Below are 20,379 nucleotides of genomic sequence, written 5' to 3' on the forward strand. Positions count from 1 at the left end.
TTATTAACTCCCATTAACGCACTTTCGGTCGACCTGTCACTTACTCTTCGAATAATTTCTTCAATGCATCCGCCATTGCCGTATTCACAGGCTCTTCTTGTTTCTTCATATATTTTTGCACATCCCGCTTGTCGGCTTTCTTACCTCCGGAGTTGGCCCGTCGTTTTTCAAAGGCGGACAGTTTTTCACGGTGTCCGCATTTGCAAACGAAAATCCGGCCATCGCCTTCCCCGCGCAATTCCAGCTTCTTTTTACACACCGGGCATCGGGCGTTCGTCAATGTGGAGACGTTGCGGCGGTGTCCACATTCCCGATCCTGACAGACAAGCATCTTGCCGCGCTTGCCGTTCACTTCCAGCAACAGTTTGCCGCAGTCAGGGCATGTTTTCCCAGTCACATTATCATGACGGAACTTCTTATCATCCGTTTTGATCTCGCTAACGGTCTTTTTGGAGAAATCGATCATGTCTTTCATGAAGGCCTCTTTTTTCATTTGACCTTTTGCGATTTTCGTCAGCCCTTGCTCCCATTCTGCCGTCAGCGCGGGTGATTTCAAATCTTCCGGAACAAGTTCAAGCAGTTGGCGGCCTTTCGATGTCGTGTAGATGTCGTTGCCTTTCTTCTCGATGACGAAAGTGCTGAAAAGCCGTTCAATGACATCTGCCCGAGTTGCTACCGTCCCGAGTCCGCCGGTTTCACCGATTGTTTTAATCAGGTCTTTCGATTCACCTGCCATGAATTGCACCGGGTTTTCCATTGCCGCAAGCAACGTCCCTTCATTGAAACGGGCAGGCGGTTTCGTTTGTCCGTCCGTCATGACAATCGCTCGGATTTTCACTTCGTCGCCTTTTTGGAAAGGCGGAAGCGCATCGGAGTCCGCTTCTTCTTCGTCTGTCGAATAGACTTTTTTCCAACCTTCGTCCGTGATCGTCCGGCCTTTCGCCTTGAACATTTCTCCGCCCGCCTCGAGTTCTACCGTCACTTGATCATAACGGAACGCGCCGAAGAAGACAGCCAAAAACCGTTTGACGATCAGGTCATACAGGCGATTCTCCTTGTCGGATAAGTCTTGCAAAATCGGTGTTTCCTCCGTCGGAATGATGGCATGGTGGTCGGACACCCGCTTGTCATCGATGACACCTTTTTGCGGCTTCGTGGCATTGGAGCGAAGCAGCGCATTGACCGACTTCCGGTACGGTCCGATATCGACTGCCCTGATGCGCTCTTTTAGCGTCCCCGCCATGTCGGACGTCAAATGCTTTGAGTCGGTCCGTGGGTAGGTGACCGCTTTATGACGTTCGTATAGATTTTGAAGCGTAGACAACGTCTCTTTCGCCGACCAGCCCCAGCGGCGATGGGCTTCCTTCTGCAATTCCGTCAAATCGAACAGATGCGGAGCGGGTTGTGATTTCGGAGTTGATTTCACATCAAGCACCTTTCCGGAATGAACCCCGTCCAGCTTGTGAAGGACGTTTTCAACGACTTCTTTATCGAAAGACTGAGTCTGGCCCGCTTTCGTATGCCAAGTGAACCTTGCTGTTTCTGTCAACGCTTGCAATCCGTAATAGGATTTCGACTGGAATTCGCGGATCTGCCTCTCCCTCTCCGCAATCATGGCAAGAGTTGGCGTTTGGACACGCCCTGTCGAGAGCTGGGCATTGTATTTCACTGTAAGCGCCCGCGTCGCATTAATGCCGACCACCCAGTCCGCCTCCGCCCGGGCAACAGCCGCTTCGTACAAATGGTCATATTGGCGACCGTCTTTCAATTGATTGAACCCGTCCTTGATCGCCTTATCCGTCACCGAGGAAATCCAGAGCCGCTTGATCGGTTTGCGGACTTTCGCCATCTCCAGAATCCAGCGGGCGACAAGCTCCCCTTCCCGACCAGCGTCTGTTGCAATGATCACCTCTTTGACATCGTTCCGTCTAAGCAGGGCTTTCACCGCGTTATATTGCTTGGACGTCTGACGAATCGGCACCAGTTTGAATGGTTCTGGAATGATCGGGAGATGTTCGAGCTTCCATTCTTTATATTCATTCCCGTAGCCCTCCGGATCGGCATGCGTCACCAAATGGCCAAGCGCCCAAGTGACGATGTATTGATTTCCTTCCAAAAACCCATTTCCTTTTTTATGACAACCGAGCACCCGCGCAATATCACGGGCGACCGATGGCTTTTCAGCTAATACTACAGATTTGGACATCAAAATCTCCTTTCTGGTGCCAGGCACCCAAACAAACGTGTTTGTTTAAACAATCATGTTTGTTCGCACAATTGATACTACTTATAAAGTTAAGCTGCCAGTAATTCTTATTATAACATGGACTGTTTTTCATTCTCCTCTGAATTGGGTACTTCACTGTCCTTCTCCTCCTCACAATAAGAGCAATAGGCATCGGATGTCTTTTCATGTGTTTTATATAGGAGTGTAGGCAGGTATTCCAGGTCCAGAAATGGATACGGTGCATTGCTGCTATTTTTATAAAGATAAAATGAGCTATAAGGATAATCTTCCATCCGCTTCACCATTGGGGTTTTCGTGTCGATTGGGTTGCGGTGGATATAGCGGCTGACTTTCAAGAGCGATCGAGGGGTGATAACCATCACCGAAAAATAACGACTTTCATAGAGGTGCCCTGTATACTGATATTTTTTCTTGAACATCTCGCTATAACGCCGATTTATATAAGCCATCACTTTACTAAGCTGTACTTCTGGTGAACGGATGAGGAGATGATAATGATTATTCATGATGCAATAGGCAATAATCGTAAACGGATACTTTTCATAAGTGTAATGAAGAACCCGAAAAAATGCCGCTACATCCCTCCCATCAAGAAATATATCTTGCCGATTATTTCCACGCATGACGACATGATCGAAAAATTTCGGATTCCACTTTCTCTGTTTTCGCACCAACGTCCTCTTCCTTTCCCCTTTTCGAACACCGTAAAGGAAGGGGCATAATGTGTCAATTTCATACAAAATTAGATAATTGTATTTTGAACCTACTTTTTGAGGAAACACATACTCAAATTCGAATTTCCTAAGGAAATGCGGCCTCAAAACTTTATTTTGATATGCCAGAATCAACGGCTAGTCCACCATAGTTTTCTGAATAGTGTCCAATTTGTGTGAGTGCCTGGCACCAAACCGCCGCACCGAGTACACAACCCAAAAACCCGCCTGGCGAGAATGACCAGGCGGGTTTTGGTTATTGTTCATCTAATGCTTTTTTAGGCAATACCTTGCTCATTTCCGCATATTGGACGAATACTCTTGCCAACTCGCGCAAGCGGTTGTGCACATCTTCATCAATAATCTTATTCGTTTCATCGAAATGGCTGGCATGGGTGTAAACGTAATTCGGTGTGACGAGGCAACGGAAGTAATCCAAAATCGGCTTCAGCTGATTTTCGACCACTAAATAATGCTGATACGTGCCGCCGTTCGCCACGATGGAAACTGGTTTGTACCGTAATGTGTGCGGGTGGAGCAAATCAAAAGTATTCTTTAACACACCCGGTATCGACCCTTGGAAAATGGGCGTCGCTAAAATATAGCCATCCGCCTCTTCGAACTTCTTCACCAGCTTCTGCATGTCATCATTATATGCATTCGCAGGGCGACCATCGACGAATTGATGGTCGTAATCTGCCAATTTGAGTAGTTCCAGATTGTAGCCATAGCCGGTCTCTTCAATATATTGCCGGACTGTTTCCAGTACTGCACCCGTTTTGCTGCCGATAATGGTCCCGTCCACAAACAAAACTTTCAACTCGAACCCTCTCCTTCCTAATCCTTCCCTATCGTATCAGAAAAAAGGTCCGCTATCCCAGAAACCAACTTCTAGCGCTGGGAAAGTGGCGCTTCGCCCGGAATTTTCGGTTTTCCCGGCTTTTTCTCTTCCGTGAAAAAGTCCTCGATTTCCTCTACAGGAACCGCGTCCTCCCCATTCTCCGCTGCCAACCGGTCTTTGACGCGCTCGATCGTCTTGAACGGCGATGTCAGGGCAATGACCGCATCCCCGGCCTGCGCCTGCAACTCGAAATTCGGCGAATAAAACTCGATCGATCCGTCCGCCCGGTGAATGTACAAAAGGATCGAGGTATCATCCCGCTCCCGCAAATATTGTGTATAACTATACTGCTTTGTAATCAACGTCTTGCGGATGACATGCCCCGAATCCATCCGCTCCTCCAGATCATAGATGGAAATGGCAGGCGTGAAAAGCGTTTGCCCTCCCGTAATATTGAACGACTCCACATCTTTCCCGACATGGAAGGCCGTCTGGAATAAATGCTCACGTCCTAAATCCGGTGCAAAATCCGCACAAATATGCGCGTTATACGTATCCACCTTCGTCATCGCCAGCATATACCGATACGGCGTCAGATCCAAATGGTATTCAATCTGTTCCGATAAGATATCCCCAACATGACTAGTCAATCCACGCTTCCTCGCATGGGACAGCCCTGCCCAAGATCGATCGACGAGCATCACGGCATTCTCCGTCTCTTTGATGGAGACCGCCAGTTCAGCCGCAAACCGAGTGCCGCTGACCAAAAGTACTCCCGATTCGTCCGCCGTAGTCAAATTCAGTCGTTTCGCCAACCAGCCGATGCTAAACCCATGCAAAACAACTGTTGAAAAGACGAGCGCAAACGTCAAGGCTGTCAGCAATTCTGCATCCTGATAGCCGTTCTCCAGCAGAATGGTCGCGAAGTAACCGGAAACGGTTAACGCCACGATACCCCGGGGCGCAATCCAGCCAATTAAATGCTTTTCCCGATTATTCAAATCGGTGCCAATGGTCGAAATCCAAATTGACAAAGGCCGGACGATGAACAGCATCGCAAGTACGTACAGTATAATATTCGGGTTGAAGATTTCGATGAGCACATGAGGGTCAAGAGACGCCGTCAACATGACAAAGATTCCTGAAATCAACAGTACGGAAATATTCTCCTTGAAATGGCGCACATCATGGAGTGTCGTCAACCGCATATTGGCCATCGTCATCCCCATCGCTGTCACAGCCAGCAAGCCCGTCTCGTGCATGATTTCATCCGACAATACAAATGTGAAAATGACGACGACGAACAGAATCGGTGCTTTCAAAAACTCCGGGATGCTGCCGCGTTCAAACGCACTGCCAATGATGCGGGCAGCCCCCCAGCCAAGAAGGACGGCGAATAGGGAAGCGGCAAAAAACAGAAGCAATGCTTTCAGTGTCACTTCACTATTCAGGAATTTAATGAATTCGAACGCGAACACAGCCAGCAGCGCCCCGAACGGATCCACTACGATTCCTTCCCATTTCAAAATAGCAGCGGGACGCGGCTTCAACTTCGCCTGCCGCAATAAAGGCAAAATGACAGTCGGCCCCGTAACAATGAAAAGCCCACCGATAATGAAAGCAACGGCCCAAGAAAGTCCTGCCAAATAATGGGCGGCGAGCGAACCGGCAATCCAAGCGATGAACGCCCCCACCGTCACAATCCGGCCGACCGGCTTGCTGAAACCCCGGATTTCCCGGAAGTCCAAATTCAAACTGCCTTCAAACAGAATGATTGCAACCGCGAATGAAATGATCGGCCCGAACAGCTCACCCATGCTTTCCTGCGGGTCGATCAACCCGAAAACCGGACCTACCAATAGACCTGCAACCGACATGATGACGATCGCCGGCATCCGGTATTTCCAAGCCATCCACTGCGATAAAATCCCTAACAAAATGATCAGCATCAGATCAAACAATATCGAATCAAACACGGAATCCCCCCAGATCTTGCCGTTTTCGTTTTATCCTACTCTCCAGCTTTCCGCTTCGACAACCGTCTCAACTTTTTCAGCAAGGCAAACGAAATAATGCCAGTGTACCATACTCCCTCCCTCCTTCTCCAACAATTGACGAAAAGCCTGCCACGAAGGGGTTCGAGCAGCTTGGAGCCAACCGGAATATAGATTTTTCACCTAGAAAAACGCCTCTACCTCACAGCTATAATTCGGATGAACAGAACTGACTTTCCTTTAAGGAGCATAGTTGCCTATTCGTTCACATATCGTGAAGAGATGGTATCTAAGATATTCCTTGAAAGGGTGATTCCAATAAGCGGACAAGAAAAGAAACGGATCGCATTCTATATTGCGCGTTCGGATGGAAAAGGCTCCTATCCCGAACGCAGAGCCACGATGCTCGCACACGCGCTGCAGCAAGAAACGGAAATCGTCTTCCTGTGCGGGAAGGATTCCCCCCCGGCACCGGACGGATTCCGAAGCATCTCTATTCTCGGCCAAACCGCCCTTCCCCAGACATTGGCCGTCCTAAAGCCCGATCTCCTAATCCGCGATAGCGGATCGACAACCCAGGAAGATGCGGAAAAGATTACAGAACTCGTTCCCTCCATCATCCACTTCGATGATTTCGGCGATGGGGGAAATTGGGCGGATCTTGTCTTTCAAACATTGTATATGGATTCCAACGAAGAGGTGCCGGACCATTATGTCGTCGGGACGACGAGCTTCTTTCCGGATGAAGAGGTTGATTCATTCAAAGAGATCGGGCTTCGGCAGAAATCCGCGGGCCCGCTTCCCCATCTTGTCATCTCGTTTGGGGATGAAGATGAAGGGAACTTGACGTATAGGGCTTTGCGCCATATGTTGCAGCTTCAGATTCCGCTAAAAATAACCATTCTCGTCGGCGAGCATTATAGTCATGATATTAGCACGCTTCGGATTATGGCCTTGAGCCGTCGCAATACGAAGATCATCTTGCCTCCGTACAGTTTTGCCGAAGTCTGTTCGACGGCAGATGTCGTACTCTGTTCATCCGGCTATATGCCTTACGAAGTCGCCGTAATGGGGATTCCCTGCGTCGTCCTGGCGCAAAATGACTTTGAGCTCGGACTCGCCTTCCCAAAAGAAAAGCATGGTTTTATCCACCTCGGGCTCGGTCGTAAAGTGAAGCAATCGGGATTGTTAAATGCCGTGATGGAGCCTCTTCTCCATGAAACGCTCCGCCATAAAGCGGTGGCCAAACAACTGTCCCTCGGACTCGGCGACGGCAAGGATGCGGTATGCGAAGCCATCCGTTACTATTTGGAATATCCGAAACGCAATATCGGCGGTTCGACAGGCATAGAGACCTCCCATATGCTACACTAGAAGAAAAATGAGGGGGCTCCTATCATGAACAAAAGCCAATTAGAATCCGAAATTGCCGAATTGAAGATGGATTATGTGAATCTCCAAGGAGATATCGAGAAACTCGAATCCACCGGGAACGACCAATCCGTCCAAAAAGCCGAAGCCCGCTTGGCAGCGATGGAAGAAAAGCTGGCCGAGCTGAATAAACAACTAGCCCAATTTTCTTGATGGATACGGGCGGGACAGGTTGCTCCGCAGTCGACCACATTGGATATACAGATTGAAACGAGGCCATCCCTATCGGACAGCCTCTTTTCAATAGGTCGTCAACTTCAGCCAACTTTGCAATGAATAGATGCCTCGTTGGAGAAACGTGAACTCATTCTGATATTTTTCCATATCCACCGTATACATGGCATCCTCGTTCTCCCACAGCCTATGAAAATAGGAGTCCAGCTCTTGGGCCAATTCACTGTCATTCGGGGCAATCACCCGCAAGTTCCCCTCCAAATTATAATTATCCAGTGTCCGTTCCGTCAGATTCGCAGAACCGTTCGTAATGTATGTTTCCTCGGCCGTCTGAATGACGACCAATTTCGTATGATATTGACCGATCACCGTGTTATACCAGCGGACTTCCAGCTTTCCATCCGTGTCTTCCACCATCTCTTGCACGACGGGACGATTCGGCAGACCGGATTTTTCATTTCCGAAAGAGTTTTCGTTCGGATCCAAAATCATCTCCACGTGCACCCCGCGGTTCGCCGCGTCGACTAGCGCATTGACGAGCTGCCGTTCAGCTATGAAAAACATCCCCATCCGAATCGTATCACCGGATTGCGTCATCCGAATATCATGAAGCAACGCATCAAAGATCTTTTTCTCGGTAATATATTGCACTGCATAATCCCCGTCCGCCGGCTCCTCGACTTTCACCCGCGGCAACGAACCTCCGTTAGTATAAGCGAGAACGGCCTCCTCCGCCTCCAAAATATCATTCAAAACGCTGCCTTCCACCTTCAACGCGACATTGCCATGGAAACCGCTCGCGTCATGCGGATTGCCGGAGGTGACCAAAGCCGCTTTTTCCGTAACGAACGTCTTCCGGTGATTTGCCTTCACATTCAGCAATTTCATATAGGAAGCCAGCGTCATTTCAGGCGCCTCGCTTGCCATTGCGTTCGGGATCCATCCCTTCTTCTCGAGATCCCCCCAGCGGAACAGGGTCCTGTATAACCCCGAATAGATTGGAGTCGAATCCCGAAGTGGATCCAAGTCGGTATATACGACCTCGATTCCAGCCTTCTCCATTTTGGTGAACCATTCCGATTCATATGAACCGTATCCCGTATTGACCGGATCGGTAATGAACACAATACGGACTCCGGGATTCTCTTCTTTTTTAGCAATCAAACGCTCCGTCAACGTCTGTGCAATTTTCGGAAAGTCCACATCTTCATCGTAATGATGGTCGAGAAAGAAAAAGTCGAGGACGATGAATTCCTCCGCCTCGTCCACCATCTTATAGACTTCTTCAAAAATCGACAACTCATGCGCCATCCCATCGCCGTCCTCGTTCTGGGCGTACGTCAAGTCCGTGAACATGTCCACGTGGTCTGTGAAATGTAAATCCCCTTCATAGGAAATGCCGTCCGGCAACGGTTTATATGTATGCCATACGATGACCCCGATATAGAGCAATCCGTAGAGCAGCAGCATTCCAATTACAATCGGCTTTGCATAATTCCGAAAGCGTTTCCTCTGTGTCTTTGTCATCCTTCCAACCCCGTTCTGCGTTGCCATTTGTCATTCATAGATTCCCTGACTCGGAAACTTGCAAACAAAAAACACAGCCGCAGTTGGGCTGTGTTTACGCGATGACATAGTCGCGAACAGTATTGTCTTCCATAAGGATTTCTTTCAAGTATTTTTTGGCTCGGAACAGTCTGGATTTCACTGTGCCGATCGACACCTTCATCACTTCTGCAATTTCCATCAAAGAGTATTGATAGACATAAAAGTATTCAATCGTTTTTTTGTAAATATGATCCAACTCGCTGATTTTTTCTTGTACCCGTACTTGAATATCGTTTCGTTCCAGCAGCTCAGGTGGTGTCGGTCCATCGCTTTCCACCAAGTCCAACAGCGGCACATCGAGTGTTTCGGGTTGATTCATCACATGTTTGCTGCGTCTGACGTCTTTCCGGTATCGGTCACGGAATGTGTTCATGCAAATTGTCGTCAACCAGGCTTTCATATGGTCGACATCCGCCATCCGTCCACTGTAGCGGACGACTTTCACCCAAACATCCTGCATCAGATCTTCCGCTTCTTCTTTGTTGCGGGTTAGTTTCAAGCATAGGTGATATATGTATCGTCCGTATTCTTCATATAGTTCGTTCAAATTCTGGTTCATATTGTAGCGCCCCCGTATTCTTACTGTTGATACCATTATCGGCAATACGGAGATTACAAACCATCGGATTCTCTTTCAGTTGGCTTACAAACTTGTAAGCATGTTGAAAAATAAGTGAACAGAACATTGGATCCGCTTATTTTCAGGTGGCCGGCGTCTCATTTTCCTCTTCCTTGATCGTGATCTTCATTCGCAAAATTCGGCTCCGATCCATCTCTTCAATTTCAAAGCGCAGATTTTCATACGTAAAGCGTTCCCCCGGCTCGGGAAGATGGCCGAGCTCTTGCAGGACAAATCCGCCCAAGGTTTCATTATCGGTAGGCAGTTCAATATCCATCAGTTCCATCGCATCGACAATTTCCAGCCGCCCGTGGCAGATGAGCATCGTGTCCGTTTTTTCATAGACCAGCTCTTCCTCTTCTTGGTCCGTCTCGTCCTCAATATCTTGTCCGATCATTTCCTCGATGATATCCTCTTGCGTCACGATACCGAGCGTCCCGCCATACTCGTCCAATACGATCGCCATATGCTTTTTCTTCGAAAGCATCAGCTTGAAAACACGTTCGACACTGGAAGATTGGACGACATAGAGTGGATCTCGGTCGATCAGTTCTCCTAGCTTCCGGTCCGGCTCCAACGACCAGCTAATAATCATTTTAGAATAAAAGACCCCGACAATTGCATCCATGCTTTCCTCATACACGGGATAGCGGGTATATGAATGCTCCAAGATCGTATCCCGCACTTCCTCGTAAGTGGAGTCGATCGACAGGCCGACAATGTCCGTACGGTGCGTCTCCAGCACGTCCGACACGTCTTTCTCCGGAAAGTCGAGCACCCCTTTCAAGCGAAGGGATTCATCTTGTTCAAACGTCCCTTCAATGGAAGCGATATCCACTAACGAACGAAGATCCTCTTTTGTCAACGTCGCCTCCGTCACTGTACCTTTCGAAATGATGCGGATGAAAAGATTGGTGAACATGGACAGCAAGGCGGTAATCGGAGTCATGACTTTAACGATAAGACTGATGGTCGGCGCAACGACATACGCGACACGATCCGCAAACGTCGCGGCGATGGTCTTTGGCAACACCTCTCCGAAAACGATCAAAATGACAGTCAGCACCCCTGTCCATATTCCAACATTGGCCCCTTTGTCGATGGCAATCATCGTGACGATAGTCGGCATCATAATATTGGCAATATTATTCCCGATCAAAATCGCAGTGATCATGCGATCCGGTTTTGAAATGAGTCGTTGCAGACGGATCGCTTGCTTGTCCCCCTGATCCGCCCGGAACTGGACTTTCATTCGATTTACAGCGGTTAGGGCCGTTTCACTTCCCGACAGGAAAAACGACAAGAATAAAAAGAATCCGAGCGCGATAAACAAAGGCAGTCCCTCCAGGATAAGTTCGAATTGAGTCTGTACTTAATCAAATAGGCCTCTGTACAATAGTTCCACCAGAGACTTTAGAACGTCGGCTAACTAATGTTAGAACTTTCGAATATCATACCATACCAACCTCGTCAAGTCTGTCCTCCTCACTTAACTTCTTTCCTTCTGTTATACTGTTTCCAAACATGAAAATTTGTGAAATGAGGGATTGAAGTGGATCATATCAATGGGTTAGACAATTATTTCAATGAAAATCGGGATGCGCATCTGGAGCAGTTGAAGGAATTTCTTCGCATCCCCAGCATCAGCTCACTCTCGGAACATAAAGCGGATATGCGGAAAGCAGCAGAGTGGTTAATGGATTCCTTCAAACAGGCGGGACTTGAAAACCTGTTCATCGATGAAACCGAAGGGCATCCCGTCGTGTACGGCGACTGGCTGCATGCGGAAGGAAAACCGACCATTCTTGTATATGGACATTATGATGTACAGCCGGTCGATCCGTTGAATTTATGGGAGAGCCAACCATTTGAGCCCGAAATCCGGGACAATAAAATTTATGCACGCGGCGCCAGTGATGATAAAGGGCAGGTGTTCATGCATGTAAAAGTCGTCGAGGCATTAATGGCGAAGAATGGTGAATTACCTGTTAATGTGAAGTTCATCATCGAAGGCGAAGAGGAAGTGGGCAGTCCCAACCTGGAATCGTATATCGAGGCGAACAAGGAAAAACTAGCAGCTGACGTCATCGTTATTTCGGATACTGGCTTGGCAGGACCGGGACAGCCGGCCGTCTGTTATGGATTGCGCGGGTTGGCCGGTGTGCAGATCGATGTCCGGGGTGCCAAAGGCGATCTTCATTCCGGATTGTATGGAGGGGGCATCCAAAACCCGATCCATGCGTTGGCATCCATCGTCGCTTCGTTCCATGACCAGGAAGGCACGATTACGGTGGATGGATTTTATGACAATGTCCGGCCGCTGACGGACGAAGAACGGGCGGCGTATGCGGCGTTGGATTTCGATGAAGAGGCGTTGAAACAAGAAGTCGGCGTCACCGAGTTATTCGGGGAAAAAGGGTTTAGCCATTTGGAACGGACGTGGACGCGGCCGACCCTCGAAGTGAATGGCATCTTCGGCGGCTTTTCCGGAGAAGGCATTAAAACCGTATTGCCCGCAGAAGCTGGGACAAAAATCACATGCCGCCTCGTGCCGGACCAAGACCCGGAAGAAATTGTCGAGAAGTTGAAAGCCCATATCGAAAAACATAAACCGGCGGGCGTCACGGTGACAGTCAGCGAATTCGACAAAGGAAAACCGTTCATCACGCCGTTCGACCACCCCGCTATCCAAGCGGCCGGCCGTTCATATGAAAAGGTATACCGCGTGCCGACCGCCTACACACGCGGAGGCGGCTCGATTCCGATCGTCGCCGCATTTGATGAACTCTTGCAAGTTCCTGTCGTTCTCATGGGATTCGGACTGGATACGGAAAACTTCCATGCGCCAAACGAACACTTCCATTTAGAGAACTTCGACAAAGGATTGCGCGTCATCGGAGATTATTACTATGAAATCGCAGGATTAACGGGCGAGGAATTGAAGAAATAAATTCTCTAGGTCGGCTGGCACCCCGTATTAAGCGATGAGCGCCGAAACGGAAGTTATAAGCGCGGGCGCAGCATATATGAGCGCTCCCCCGCGACCTACCATGGAATACACAAAAGGGGCTGTCACAGGTAGTCAGTTTTCACTGACTTCCCGGACGGCCCCTTGTTTTTATTCTTCTTCGCTAGCATTTCCATAGTATGTGACGATTTCCTCGAGCGGTTTACGTGGACGGGCTTTCGGAATTTCATCATAGTAGCCGAATTGCAGCATGCTGATGATCCGCTCGCCCGACTGGACGCCCAAGGCTTCCCGTAATTTCGGATGATCCAGGAAGACCGGTGTTTTCCAGCATGTCCCGATTCCTCGATCCCACGCTAACAGCTGGATGTTCTGGATACAGGTGCTGGCGGCTGCAAAATCTTCGAGGCGCTCTTTCTGCCGGGCATCCTCCGGTACGATGACCATGGCTACCGCGCCGGCGCCAGTGAATTTTTTCATCTGCTTTTCCAAGTCTTCGGGAGTTAGCTCTTTCCAGTTCGGGACGCCGTATTCACGCAACACTTCCAAAAAACCCGTGTATTGTTTTCCGGATGCTACGACAAAGCGCCATGGATTACGGTTTCCGTGATTGGGTGCCCAAACTGCATCCTCTAGAATCGCTTCAATATCTTCTTGATCCACCGGCTGTCCGTTGAAGTTTTTAATTGAACGTCTTGTCCGAATGGCTTCTCTAACAGACAATGTTTGTTGATTCATACCTCATGTCCCCTTTTTATATACTCCCTCCAGTATACCGTACTTTGTCTGGCCGCACACCCCTTCGTTCACTCCGCCTCTTAATCTACTGGACATTCTGATTACTTTTCATGATATAGTAAAAATAGAAGCAAAATTGACGAAAAAGGATGATCCGATTTATGAAAAAGAAACCGCTTGCCTGGATAGTGGACAGCACTGCCTATGTTCCTGAGTATCTTCGGCAACATCCTGATTTCTTTACAGTTCCGTTGACAATACATTTCGGGGAAAAGCAATACATCGATGGAGTCGACTTGACGCCCGAACAGCTGTACGTGCAAATCAAGGATACAGAAGAGTTTCCGAAAACTTCCCAACCGTCTGCCGGGGAATTTGCGGAGCGCTTTCGGAAGATTGCCGAAGGATATGAGCAGGCAATTGCGGTGCATGTCTCCAGCAAACTAAGCGGGACGCTTGCCTCTTCGACGGCAGGGGCGGAGTTGGCGGGATTTCCAATCACCTTCATCGATTCCCTATCCCTGTCGTATGGCATTACGGGGTTGATTGAAAAAGGGATGGAACTACATGAAAATGGAGCTACGATTCCGGAAATCAAAAGCCGACTCGAGAAAATGGCAGGGACTCTCCAAAACTTCATCCTGATCGGCCAGCTCGAACAACTTTACAAAGGCGGCCGGATGAGCGGCGTCCAGTTTTTCCTCGGCAGTTTGCTGAAGGTGAAACCGATTGTCCAGATTTCCAGCAAAGGGGAATTGGAAGCAATCGACAAAGTTCGTTCCGAGAAAAAAGCCCTTCAATATTTGGTCGATCGCGTGGTGGAAAGCCATACCCCCCGCCGAAAGAAAATCCATCTGATGCAAGGGAATGTGATGGAGCAGGCCATCCAACTTAAACAAATGATTGCCGAGCAAGTACCCGGAATTGAAGTGGAAATCGGTGACATCAGCTCGACGCTCGCCGTCCATGCCGGGGAAGGCACGTTGGCTGTCTTGTGGTTTGATTGAATAAATGAAATAAAGCTGTTCAACCCGGCCGGTTGAACAGCTTTCATTTACGAAAATTGGTCATTGATTTTAAAGAAAATGTATTTCGCGTTTGGCGAGTAGGCATAGGAGTCCTTGTAGTCCCAATGGCGTTGCCGGACATCGTAGGTATGCGCGTTGACGAGCGGAGTGGCCCCGTCTTTTGCTGTGACAATCGTAGAATGGTCGAACCGGCCGTCCCCTTGGAAGTCATAGGCAATGACATCGCCCAAGTCGAGTTCTTCAGCGGAAGATACTTGCCTCGCCGTCAAGCCTTTTTTTGACCCCGCCAAATACCAGCGCAGCGAATGAGCCACCGACCAACTGAAACTCCAGGTGCCTCCCTGGATCCACCAACCTCGTTCCCGATTCGGATATCCGTGCATCGGTGCCCCGCCGGCGAGCAAGCATTGGGAAATATAGCTCGTGCAATCTACGTCGAACGCGGGAAAAGCCGGGTTGCGGCCATTCCACCATTGATTGGCGTAGTCCACCGCCGCTTGTCGATTATACATTATTCATCGCCCCCTCCCCCAATCTTATGAGGAAAAGAGAAATAGCATTCCTTCGCCTATTTTATCTCCAAAAGCTTCTCCACAATTTCAACCTACCGATTAAATGAAAAAAGGAAATAGGAAAATAGTGTCGAAATACTCGGATATGTAAATTGTATTATTAAAACACTTTGAAATTATAAAATAAAGGACGATTTTCTTATGATAAATTACCTCAAGCACATAATTAAATAAGAGTTATGCTTTTTCTTTACGGAAAACCAGCTTATATTTCATAAAGAAGGTGACAATTTGGAGGCTTTTGTCGGAAGACAACCCATTTTCACTAGAAATCAGGAAGTTTTTGCATACGAGCTTCTGTATCGCAATAGTCAGCTCAACTTTTATTCCGAGATTGATGGCGATCAAGCAACGATAGATGTTTTGATTAACAGCTACTTAAATATCGGGATTACAGAACTTTCGAATGGCAAACCATGTTTTATCAATTTCACGGAAAAGCTGCTTTGTCTTAGAATCCCCACTTTCTTCCGTCCGTCTGAAATTGTAGTTGAAATCCTGGAGTCTATTGAGATAACGAAAGAATTAGTGGATATTTGTATAGACCTTAAACGATTAGGCTATCAAATCGCATTGGATGATTTTGTTATAAACACAGATAACCCATATACTTATGCGTTAATAGAACAAGCGGACTTTATTAAAATTGATTTTCAGGGAACTTCGGATGAAGCAAGGAAGAAAACAGAGCTGCTGGTACAAAAGTATAAGAAAAAAATGCTTGCCGAAAAAATTGAAACCATGAAGGAATTCAATGAAGCCGTTGAAAGTGGTTATACCTATTTTCAAGGTTTCTTTTTCTCAAAGCCGGTCATCGTCTCTGCGCGGAAAATTCCCGAGTCTTTTCATAACTACCCTAGAATTATTAATCTTTTATCTCAAAGCGAACCAAATATAAATGACATAACAAAAATCATTGAGCAGGATCTATCTTTGTCTTATAAGTTACTTAAACTAATTAACACGGCGGGGTATCGACAAAAAAATAAGATAAACTCCATCCGTCAGGCTATTGTTCTACTTGGACTAGATGAACTTCGTAAATGGATTTATGTACTTTCGATAAGAGAAAATGTTCTTGCGGAGAATGATCGATTTAAAGAAATCATTCGATTGAGCTTAATCAGGGCAAGAATGTGCGAACAGATTGCTATCCAGATGAAAATACCACAAGCATCAGCATTTTTTATCACCGGCATGTTTTCCCTAATGGATGCCTTACTGGGGAAAGAAATGGATGAAGTGTTACATATTTTGCCTTTGCAAGAAGATATCACCGATGCACTCAAAGGCACTTCAAATGCGCTGCGGGATACACTTGAATTATCTATCTCGGTTGAAAAGGGGGACTGGGAAGCGATGATAAGCGGATGTGCCCTATTCGGGATTTCCGATGAAAAAGTGTTTCAGTTCTATCATGAGGCATTGAAATGGGCAGCTTCTTTGTGATCATACGCAGAGACTGTCCTGAATCCCGGAAAATCGTCCAGGGAGGCTCCCTTTCCGTGTGCGATTTTCCTAGCATAACCTAAAAAATGAGTCTATCCGATAAAGCCAGTTCTTACTGACTTATTGGACAGCTCCTATGGTGTCAGCTATTTAAGCGCCTCTGTCCCCATCCCAAGTGGAAATTAGGAAACCTCATCCAATTCCCGACAACCCCCATACTTAAATTCAAGAGCAGATCACCATTTACTTTTGCTCTAAAGGTTCGACCACGATTTCGACACGCCGATTTTGGGCTCTGCCTTCTTCCGTGTCGTTGGAGGCGACCGGTTTTGTTTGACCATAGCCTGCCACTTCAAACTGGACATGTTCGGTGTTTACCAGCCCACTCAAATAATTTGCCACATTGGCCGCCCGTTCTTCAGACAAGGTCTGATTATAATTATCTTCCCCTTGGCTGTCCGTATGCCCGGCGATGAAAACACGCGCCCCTTCGTATTCGTTGAGCTCGACACTGACTTGGTCCAATATGCCCGTCACTTTCGATTTCAAATCGCTTTGATCAAAATCAAAGAGCAAATCACTTGGCACTTCCACCGTAATTTCCTCTTCTTTCACTTTCACCTGCACGTTAGGATGGAAGTTACCGGGATTGAAGGTCCCCGGTTTGAACGTGCCGGGGCTAAAGTTGCCCGGGTTGAATTCACCCGGATTAAATTCTCCTGGACTGAAATTGCCTGGGCTGAAATTTCCCGGTTTGAACTCACCCGGTGTAAACTGTGGTTCTTCAGCCTGCTCCTCATCTTTGGCAGCCGCGTCCTCTTGGGCACTGCAACCTGCCGCGATGAATACCAAAAGCAACCCAATGCCGATTGTTTTCCACATTTTCATACGATTCGCCTCTCCTCTCCATTCCTTTATGTAATACGGATTTGGAGTGGATAGGATTCGGGCATTTCTTCCTGGTTCAGCGTCTTTTTTACTCGCAATTTCATCAATCGGGCACAGTCCGGACACACAAAAAGCGAACACTGACCGAACGCCGAGAAAAGGCATAAAAAAAAGAACCGGGCAAAGGTTAATTTGACCCGGTTCCTGCATATGGAGCATAGGGGGTTCGAACCCCTGACCTTCACACTGCCAGTGTCCAAGGGTAGGTTTTTACAGAAATTTTTATAGGGTGAAATGATTGATTAGACTGTACTTAAAGCTTATTATACCACATCAAGAAACTTTATGAACTTTTAAGTTGGTCGGCAAAATGTCGGCAGATTGTCGGCGATAAAAAAAGAGAAGACTGCCGCGTCTTCTCTTTTTTATTTATCACAAAAACCCACCCATCGAATCCCGACTTATTTTCGGTTTTTCTTTTATTACCTTTTTGGCTTGGGAATTTACTGGAGCTGCCGGTCGAGCCTGCCACCCTTCCATGTCGTTCGCGATCAGTCTTTTGATATAACGGCTAAAGTTGCCATTCTCCCCCTTTTCGGCGTGATCCAAAAGCTTCTTTTCATACTCATCCATTAAATTGAAACTAATCGACTTCGGCTGCCTTCGCTTCATCCGAGAACTCCTTTCGCCAACTTGTAAAAACCAATCGCATTGGAAAAGACCGGCTCCGCCACCGTGACGAATCCCTTTTCATCCAGAATAGGTTGGAGAATGCGGGCATTTACATAGTGAGACGCGATGCACGGCAAGATTTCCCGAGCGATCCCTCCACAAATATATACAGAATCGTTCCTATTCCATTTTAATCGTGTGGTCGCACGGACAATTCCTCGGGCCACACTATCTAAGTTATCGGTATCCACCGTCTCCATCCCAAAGTTGAACGTATCGGAAGCGTTATTGATGTATTTGGTGTCGATGATGGTTGCCGCATTGACCGTCCCGCTGCCGATGTCCAGGATGCGAATCGTCCCCTCTTCTGGACTGGACCAGTAAGCGCCTGCCCCTTCGGCCGAGACGCCGACATTATGAATCTGGATATGTCGTTTCGTTCCGTTGACGGTGAACTTGTGATGCCCGACAAGCATTTCCTGGATGCGCTCTTTCTCTTCATCCACGTGGGATACGATAGGCTGCCCCGTGACTAGGGTCACGTCTTCAACGCCCGGGCAGTATTTATCGGTGTATCTATGAATGGCGAGCAGGACGCGGATTTTAGTGTCTTCGTGCGCTTTCGAATCCCCGAACATGGCTCCCGATCCGCCGAACACATCCTCGTATGCTGCGATCGTTCCCGCAAACCCCTTTCGGCCGGCGATTTCAAATTCCATGTCGTCGTCGGCAAAGGATTCCTCGATATTTCTCTCAAACCATTCGCAGATAGCTGTCCGGTACGAATCGACTCCATATGGCCCGGCGACCTTGGCCATGTAGTTCCCGGCGTCGACACCTAGAATTAGTTTGCTCAACTGATTCCCTCCACAGTTTTATTACGCCTGTCATAATTTCAGGACCATTCCCGAGGGCTGTTATTGCGCTTGTAATAAAACAATATGTGAATCAGGTATAAACTATTCTTCAATAGGACAGGGTAGAGGTAAAAAGTGGAGTGATTTAGATGACCAAGAAGGATACTAGCGCCTTGGCGAAGGCGATCATAGACAACGCCAACAAATATAGCATTCCAATACGAAAGAAACCCAAAAAGAAGAAGTGATACCTCACCTCTCCCCCGCATATCCTGTAATACCCCCGGTACAATAGAACAGTGTACAGGGGCTAAATGACAGAAAGAGGAGTGGGGGAGTGGATAAGGTAGGGCAGAGAAAAGTCCGGAGTGATAAAAAACGGGATATAAAACCGACCGTCACTAAGGAACTGAAGGACTGCATTTACCGTTTGTCATTCATCACTGATACACCGATCAAGGATGTCATTGAAGAGATTCTGATTGCAGGATCTACTAATCGGAAAGTGATTAGTTACCTATCACGTTACTTTCTTCGGGATGTCAAAATAGGGAACTCGATTTATTTGGGAGACTCAGACCGGATGCCAGTGAGCAAACGTACTCCAAATGAAAAAGGGGAACGAATCTCCACGCGTGTGACGGAATCCATGCACGATAGCCTGTCCGCTATCGGATACGCTATGGGATGTTCAGTGGCCCGAGCGACTACATTGCTACTGGACGCGACTGTGAGAGATACGGAGTTTGTGAATGAGTTCGCTAGAACATATATAGAAGCCAATGTGGACGAAAAAAGGATGAAAGAATTGAAGAAGGTACTGGCATACATTAATGCCGGGAACCCCTATGACGAGCGGATTTCGTGGGCCTCCCTGCTGACCTATCTAATGGATGAGGTGCGGATCGGCGTGGAGAAAGTGCAGGACACCGTGACAGAATTCGTGGTTAATCACTGGAGAGATAAGGAGTGAGGGGTGAAACGATGAAATATTATCTTCAATCCCTAAACGAGACCATCTGCGTACTTAACGAGGACCGGACTCTATACGCCCACCCGCATTTCTGCGATGTCCTGATAGATCACAGCAAACGGATGGACGATGCGGAGTTTGCGGAAGCAATGCAGAATACCGAATTACATTGGCTGCCGGTGCCATGGGAAGCACGGTTCCCGTATCAACCCATGGCGATATTTGAAGACGACTGCTAACGCGGTCGTTTTTTAATCCACACACTGGACAGACACGATATCATGCACTGATATTCTGTCATGGCCAAACGGCCCCTCGATCGATATGCAGCCGAGCTGTGGATCAAGCTCGCATATTTTTCCCATATATAAATCAATCCGGCCTGCTTTCCAAACTTCTATTTTGGTTTCGCATTGGCGCTTATAGGCCCGTTCGATTTCGTGCTGTAAGACTTGTAAATCAAAATTGTCTAGATGTGGACGCGCAACATAATTATCCTCGTCGTACCACTCCCGCAGTTTCTGGACGTGCTCCGGCAGCATGATAGACATGGACCACTTCTTGGCTCCCCGGTCCCGGATGGATTCTTTCATCCAATCAACCTTT

20 protein-coding genes are annotated in these 20,379 nt (G+C 47.8%); 7 read left to right on the forward strand and 13 right to left on the reverse strand.

All coding sequences use genetic code 11. From position 1 onward, the window contains the following. Positions 1 to 40: 40 nt before the first annotated feature. The 4 genes from MKY41_RS11200 to MKY41_RS11215 form a co-directional block, all read right to left on the reverse strand. Positions 41 to 2,206, reverse strand: a complete 2,166-nt coding sequence (locus MKY41_RS11200) for a DNA topoisomerase III (protein ID WP_340745088.1) — start codon at positions 2,204 to 2,206, stop codon at positions 41 to 43. Between the two features lie 110 nt (positions 2,207 to 2,316). After that, entirely contained in the window at positions 2,317 to 2,919 is a 603-nt protein-coding gene (locus tag MKY41_RS11205; protein ID WP_340745089.1) for a transposase, read from the reverse strand. Positions 2,920 to 3,217: 298 nt separating this feature from the next. Then, positions 3,218 to 3,781, reverse strand: coding sequence for an NADPH-dependent FMN reductase (locus tag MKY41_RS11210; RefSeq protein WP_340745090.1), 564 nt, complete (start codon positions 3,779 to 3,781; stop codon positions 3,218 to 3,220). A gap of 71 nt (positions 3,782 to 3,852) precedes the next feature. After that, positions 3,853 to 5,778 (reverse strand): cation:proton antiporter, encoded by a 1,926-nt coding sequence (locus tag MKY41_RS11215; RefSeq protein WP_340745091.1) that lies wholly within the window; start codon positions 5,776 to 5,778, stop codon positions 3,853 to 3,855. Positions 5,779 to 6,078: 300 nt separating this feature from the next. On the opposite strand from MKY41_RS11215, the gene MKY41_RS11220 reads away from it, so the two are divergent. Further along, positions 6,079 to 7,170, forward strand: coding sequence for a hypothetical protein (locus MKY41_RS11220; RefSeq protein WP_340745092.1), 1,092 nt, complete (start codon positions 6,079 to 6,081; stop codon positions 7,168 to 7,170). Positions 7,171 to 7,194: 24 nt separating this feature from the next. After that, positions 7,195 to 7,380, forward strand: a complete 186-nt coding sequence (locus MKY41_RS11225) for an SE1832 family protein (protein ID WP_041073023.1) — start codon at positions 7,195 to 7,197, stop codon at positions 7,378 to 7,380. Positions 7,381 to 7,467: 87 nt separating this feature from the next. Here MKY41_RS11225 and MKY41_RS11230 read toward each other — a convergent pair whose 3' ends face one another. The 3 genes from MKY41_RS11230 to MKY41_RS11240 form a co-directional block, all read right to left on the reverse strand. After that, positions 7,468 to 8,928, reverse strand: a complete 1,461-nt coding sequence (locus MKY41_RS11230) for a phospholipase D family protein (RefSeq protein ID WP_340745093.1) — start codon at positions 8,926 to 8,928, stop codon at positions 7,468 to 7,470. 94 nt (positions 8,929 to 9,022) lie between these two features. Further along, positions 9,023 to 9,568, reverse strand: coding sequence for an RNA polymerase sigma factor (locus MKY41_RS11235; RefSeq protein WP_340745094.1), 546 nt, complete (start codon positions 9,566 to 9,568; stop codon positions 9,023 to 9,025). A gap of 142 nt (positions 9,569 to 9,710) precedes the next feature. Further along, positions 9,711 to 10,961: a hemolysin family protein gene (locus MKY41_RS11240; RefSeq protein ID WP_340745095.1), complete on the reverse strand. Its 1,251-nt coding sequence runs from the start codon at positions 10,959 to 10,961 to the stop codon at positions 9,711 to 9,713. A 219-nt stretch (positions 10,962 to 11,180) separates the two neighbouring features. Here MKY41_RS11240 and MKY41_RS11245 point away from each other — a divergent pair, with 219 nt between their 5' ends. Further along, a complete protein-coding gene (locus tag MKY41_RS11245) occupies positions 11,181 to 12,578 on the forward strand; it encodes a dipeptidase (protein WP_340745096.1) in 1,398 nt (465 codons plus the stop codon). A 168-nt stretch (positions 12,579 to 12,746) separates the two neighbouring features. Here the strand turns inward: MKY41_RS11245 and MKY41_RS11250 are convergent, their stop codons facing one another. Further along, complete coding sequence (locus MKY41_RS11250; protein ID WP_340745097.1) at positions 12,747 to 13,334, reverse strand: nitroreductase family protein; 588 nt, start codon at positions 13,332 to 13,334, stop codon at positions 12,747 to 12,749. A gap of 161 nt (positions 13,335 to 13,495) precedes the next feature. Here MKY41_RS11250 and MKY41_RS11255 point away from each other — a divergent pair, with 161 nt between their 5' ends. Further along, the gene (locus MKY41_RS11255) at positions 13,496 to 14,341 is read left to right on the forward strand and encodes a DegV family protein (protein ID WP_340745098.1); all 846 of its coding nucleotides are present in this window, start codon (positions 13,496 to 13,498) and stop codon (positions 14,339 to 14,341) included. A gap of 47 nt (positions 14,342 to 14,388) precedes the next feature. Here the strand turns inward: MKY41_RS11255 and MKY41_RS11260 are convergent, their stop codons facing one another. Then, positions 14,389 to 14,874, reverse strand: a complete 486-nt coding sequence (locus tag MKY41_RS11260; RefSeq protein WP_340745099.1) for an amidase domain-containing protein — start codon at positions 14,872 to 14,874, stop codon at positions 14,389 to 14,391. Positions 14,875 to 15,165: 291 nt separating this feature from the next. Here MKY41_RS11260 and MKY41_RS11265 point away from each other — a divergent pair, with 291 nt between their 5' ends. Next, a complete protein-coding gene (locus MKY41_RS11265) occupies positions 15,166 to 16,383 on the forward strand; it encodes an EAL and HDOD domain-containing protein (RefSeq protein WP_340745100.1) in 1,218 nt (405 codons plus the stop codon). A 243-nt stretch (positions 16,384 to 16,626) separates the two neighbouring features. On the opposite strand, the gene MKY41_RS11270 is transcribed toward MKY41_RS11265, so the two are convergent. The 3 genes from MKY41_RS11270 to MKY41_RS11280 all read right to left on the reverse strand — a co-directional run bounded on the left by MKY41_RS11270 (position 16,627) and on the right by MKY41_RS11280 (position 18,800). After that, entirely contained in the window at positions 16,627 to 17,271 is a 645-nt protein-coding gene (locus MKY41_RS11270) for an OmpA family protein (RefSeq protein WP_340745101.1), read from the reverse strand. 432 nt (positions 17,272 to 17,703) lie between these two features. After that, positions 17,704 to 17,943 carry a hypothetical protein gene (locus tag MKY41_RS11275; RefSeq protein WP_340745102.1) on the reverse strand — a complete coding sequence of 80 codons (240 nt, stop codon included), beginning with the start codon at positions 17,941 to 17,943 and terminating at the stop codon, positions 17,704 to 17,706. Beyond that, positions 17,940 to 18,800: a ParM/StbA family protein gene (locus tag MKY41_RS11280; RefSeq protein ID WP_340745103.1), complete on the reverse strand. Its 861-nt coding sequence runs from the start codon at positions 18,798 to 18,800 to the stop codon at positions 17,940 to 17,942. Before MKY41_RS11280 ends, MKY41_RS11275 begins: the two co-directional genes overlap by 4 nt. Positions 18,801 to 19,137: 337 nt before the next feature. On the opposite strand from MKY41_RS11280, the gene MKY41_RS11285 reads away from it, so the two are divergent. Continuing rightward, positions 19,138 to 19,773: a hypothetical protein gene (locus MKY41_RS11285; RefSeq protein WP_340745104.1), complete on the forward strand. Its 636-nt coding sequence runs from the start codon at positions 19,138 to 19,140 to the stop codon at positions 19,771 to 19,773. Positions 19,774 to 19,784: 11 nt separating this feature from the next. Further along, positions 19,785 to 20,012 carry a hypothetical protein gene (locus tag MKY41_RS11290; RefSeq protein ID WP_340745105.1) on the forward strand — a complete coding sequence of 76 codons (228 nt, stop codon included), beginning with the start codon at positions 19,785 to 19,787 and terminating at the stop codon, positions 20,010 to 20,012. A gap of 12 nt (positions 20,013 to 20,024) precedes the next feature. Here MKY41_RS11290 and MKY41_RS11295 read toward each other — a convergent pair whose 3' ends face one another. Next, positions 20,025 to 20,366, reverse strand: coding sequence for a YolD-like family protein (locus MKY41_RS11295; protein WP_340745106.1), 342 nt, complete (start codon positions 20,364 to 20,366; stop codon positions 20,025 to 20,027). Between the last annotated feature and the right edge of the window lie 13 nt (positions 20,367 to 20,379).

It is taken from the genome of Sporosarcina sp. FSL W7-1349 (genome assembly GCF_038003045.1).
Lineage (GTDB): Bacteria > Bacillota > Bacilli > Bacillales_A > Planococcaceae > Sporosarcina.

What these genes read in the sequence shown, in the direction of transcription:
- MKY41_RS11200 (WP_340745088.1), bottom strand. Translation starts at nt 2,206, where the DNA reads ATGTCCAAATCTGTAGTATTAGCTGAAAAGCCATCGGTCGCCCGTGAT.
- MKY41_RS11220 (WP_340745092.1), top strand. Translation starts at nt 6,079, where the DNA reads ATGGTATCTAAGATATTCCTTGAAAGGGTGATTCCAATAAGCGGACAA.
- MKY41_RS11225 (WP_041073023.1), top strand. Translation starts at nt 7,195, where the DNA reads ATGAACAAAAGCCAATTAGAATCCGAAATTGCCGAATTGAAGATGGAT.
- MKY41_RS11230 (WP_340745093.1), bottom strand. Translation starts at nt 8,928, where the DNA reads ATGACAAAGACACAGAGGAAACGCTTTCGGAATTATGCAAAGCCGATT.
- MKY41_RS11235 (WP_340745094.1), bottom strand. Translation starts at nt 9,568, where the DNA reads ATGAACCAGAATTTGAACGAACTATATGAAGAATACGGACGATACATA.
- MKY41_RS11250 (WP_340745097.1), bottom strand. Translation starts at nt 13,334, where the DNA reads ATGAATCAACAAACATTGTCTGTTAGAGAAGCCATTCGGACAAGACGT.
- MKY41_RS11255 (WP_340745098.1), top strand. Translation starts at nt 13,496, where the DNA reads ATGAAAAAGAAACCGCTTGCCTGGATAGTGGACAGCACTGCCTATGTT.
- MKY41_RS11260 (WP_340745099.1), bottom strand. Translation starts at nt 14,874, where the DNA reads ATGTATAATCGACAAGCGGCGGTGGACTACGCCAATCAATGGTGGAAT.
- MKY41_RS11270 (WP_340745101.1), bottom strand. Translation starts at nt 17,271, where the DNA reads ATGAAAATGTGGAAAACAATCGGCATTGGGTTGCTTTTGGTATTCATC.
- MKY41_RS11275 (WP_340745102.1), bottom strand. Translation starts at nt 17,943, where the DNA reads ATGAAGCGAAGGCAGCCGAAGTCGATTAGTTTCAATTTAATGGATGAG.
- MKY41_RS11290 (WP_340745105.1), top strand. Translation starts at nt 19,785, where the DNA reads ATGAAATATTATCTTCAATCCCTAAACGAGACCATCTGCGTACTTAAC.
- MKY41_RS11295 (WP_340745106.1), bottom strand. Translation starts at nt 20,366, where the DNA reads ATGAAAGAATCCATCCGGGACCGGGGAGCCAAGAAGTGGTCCATGTCT.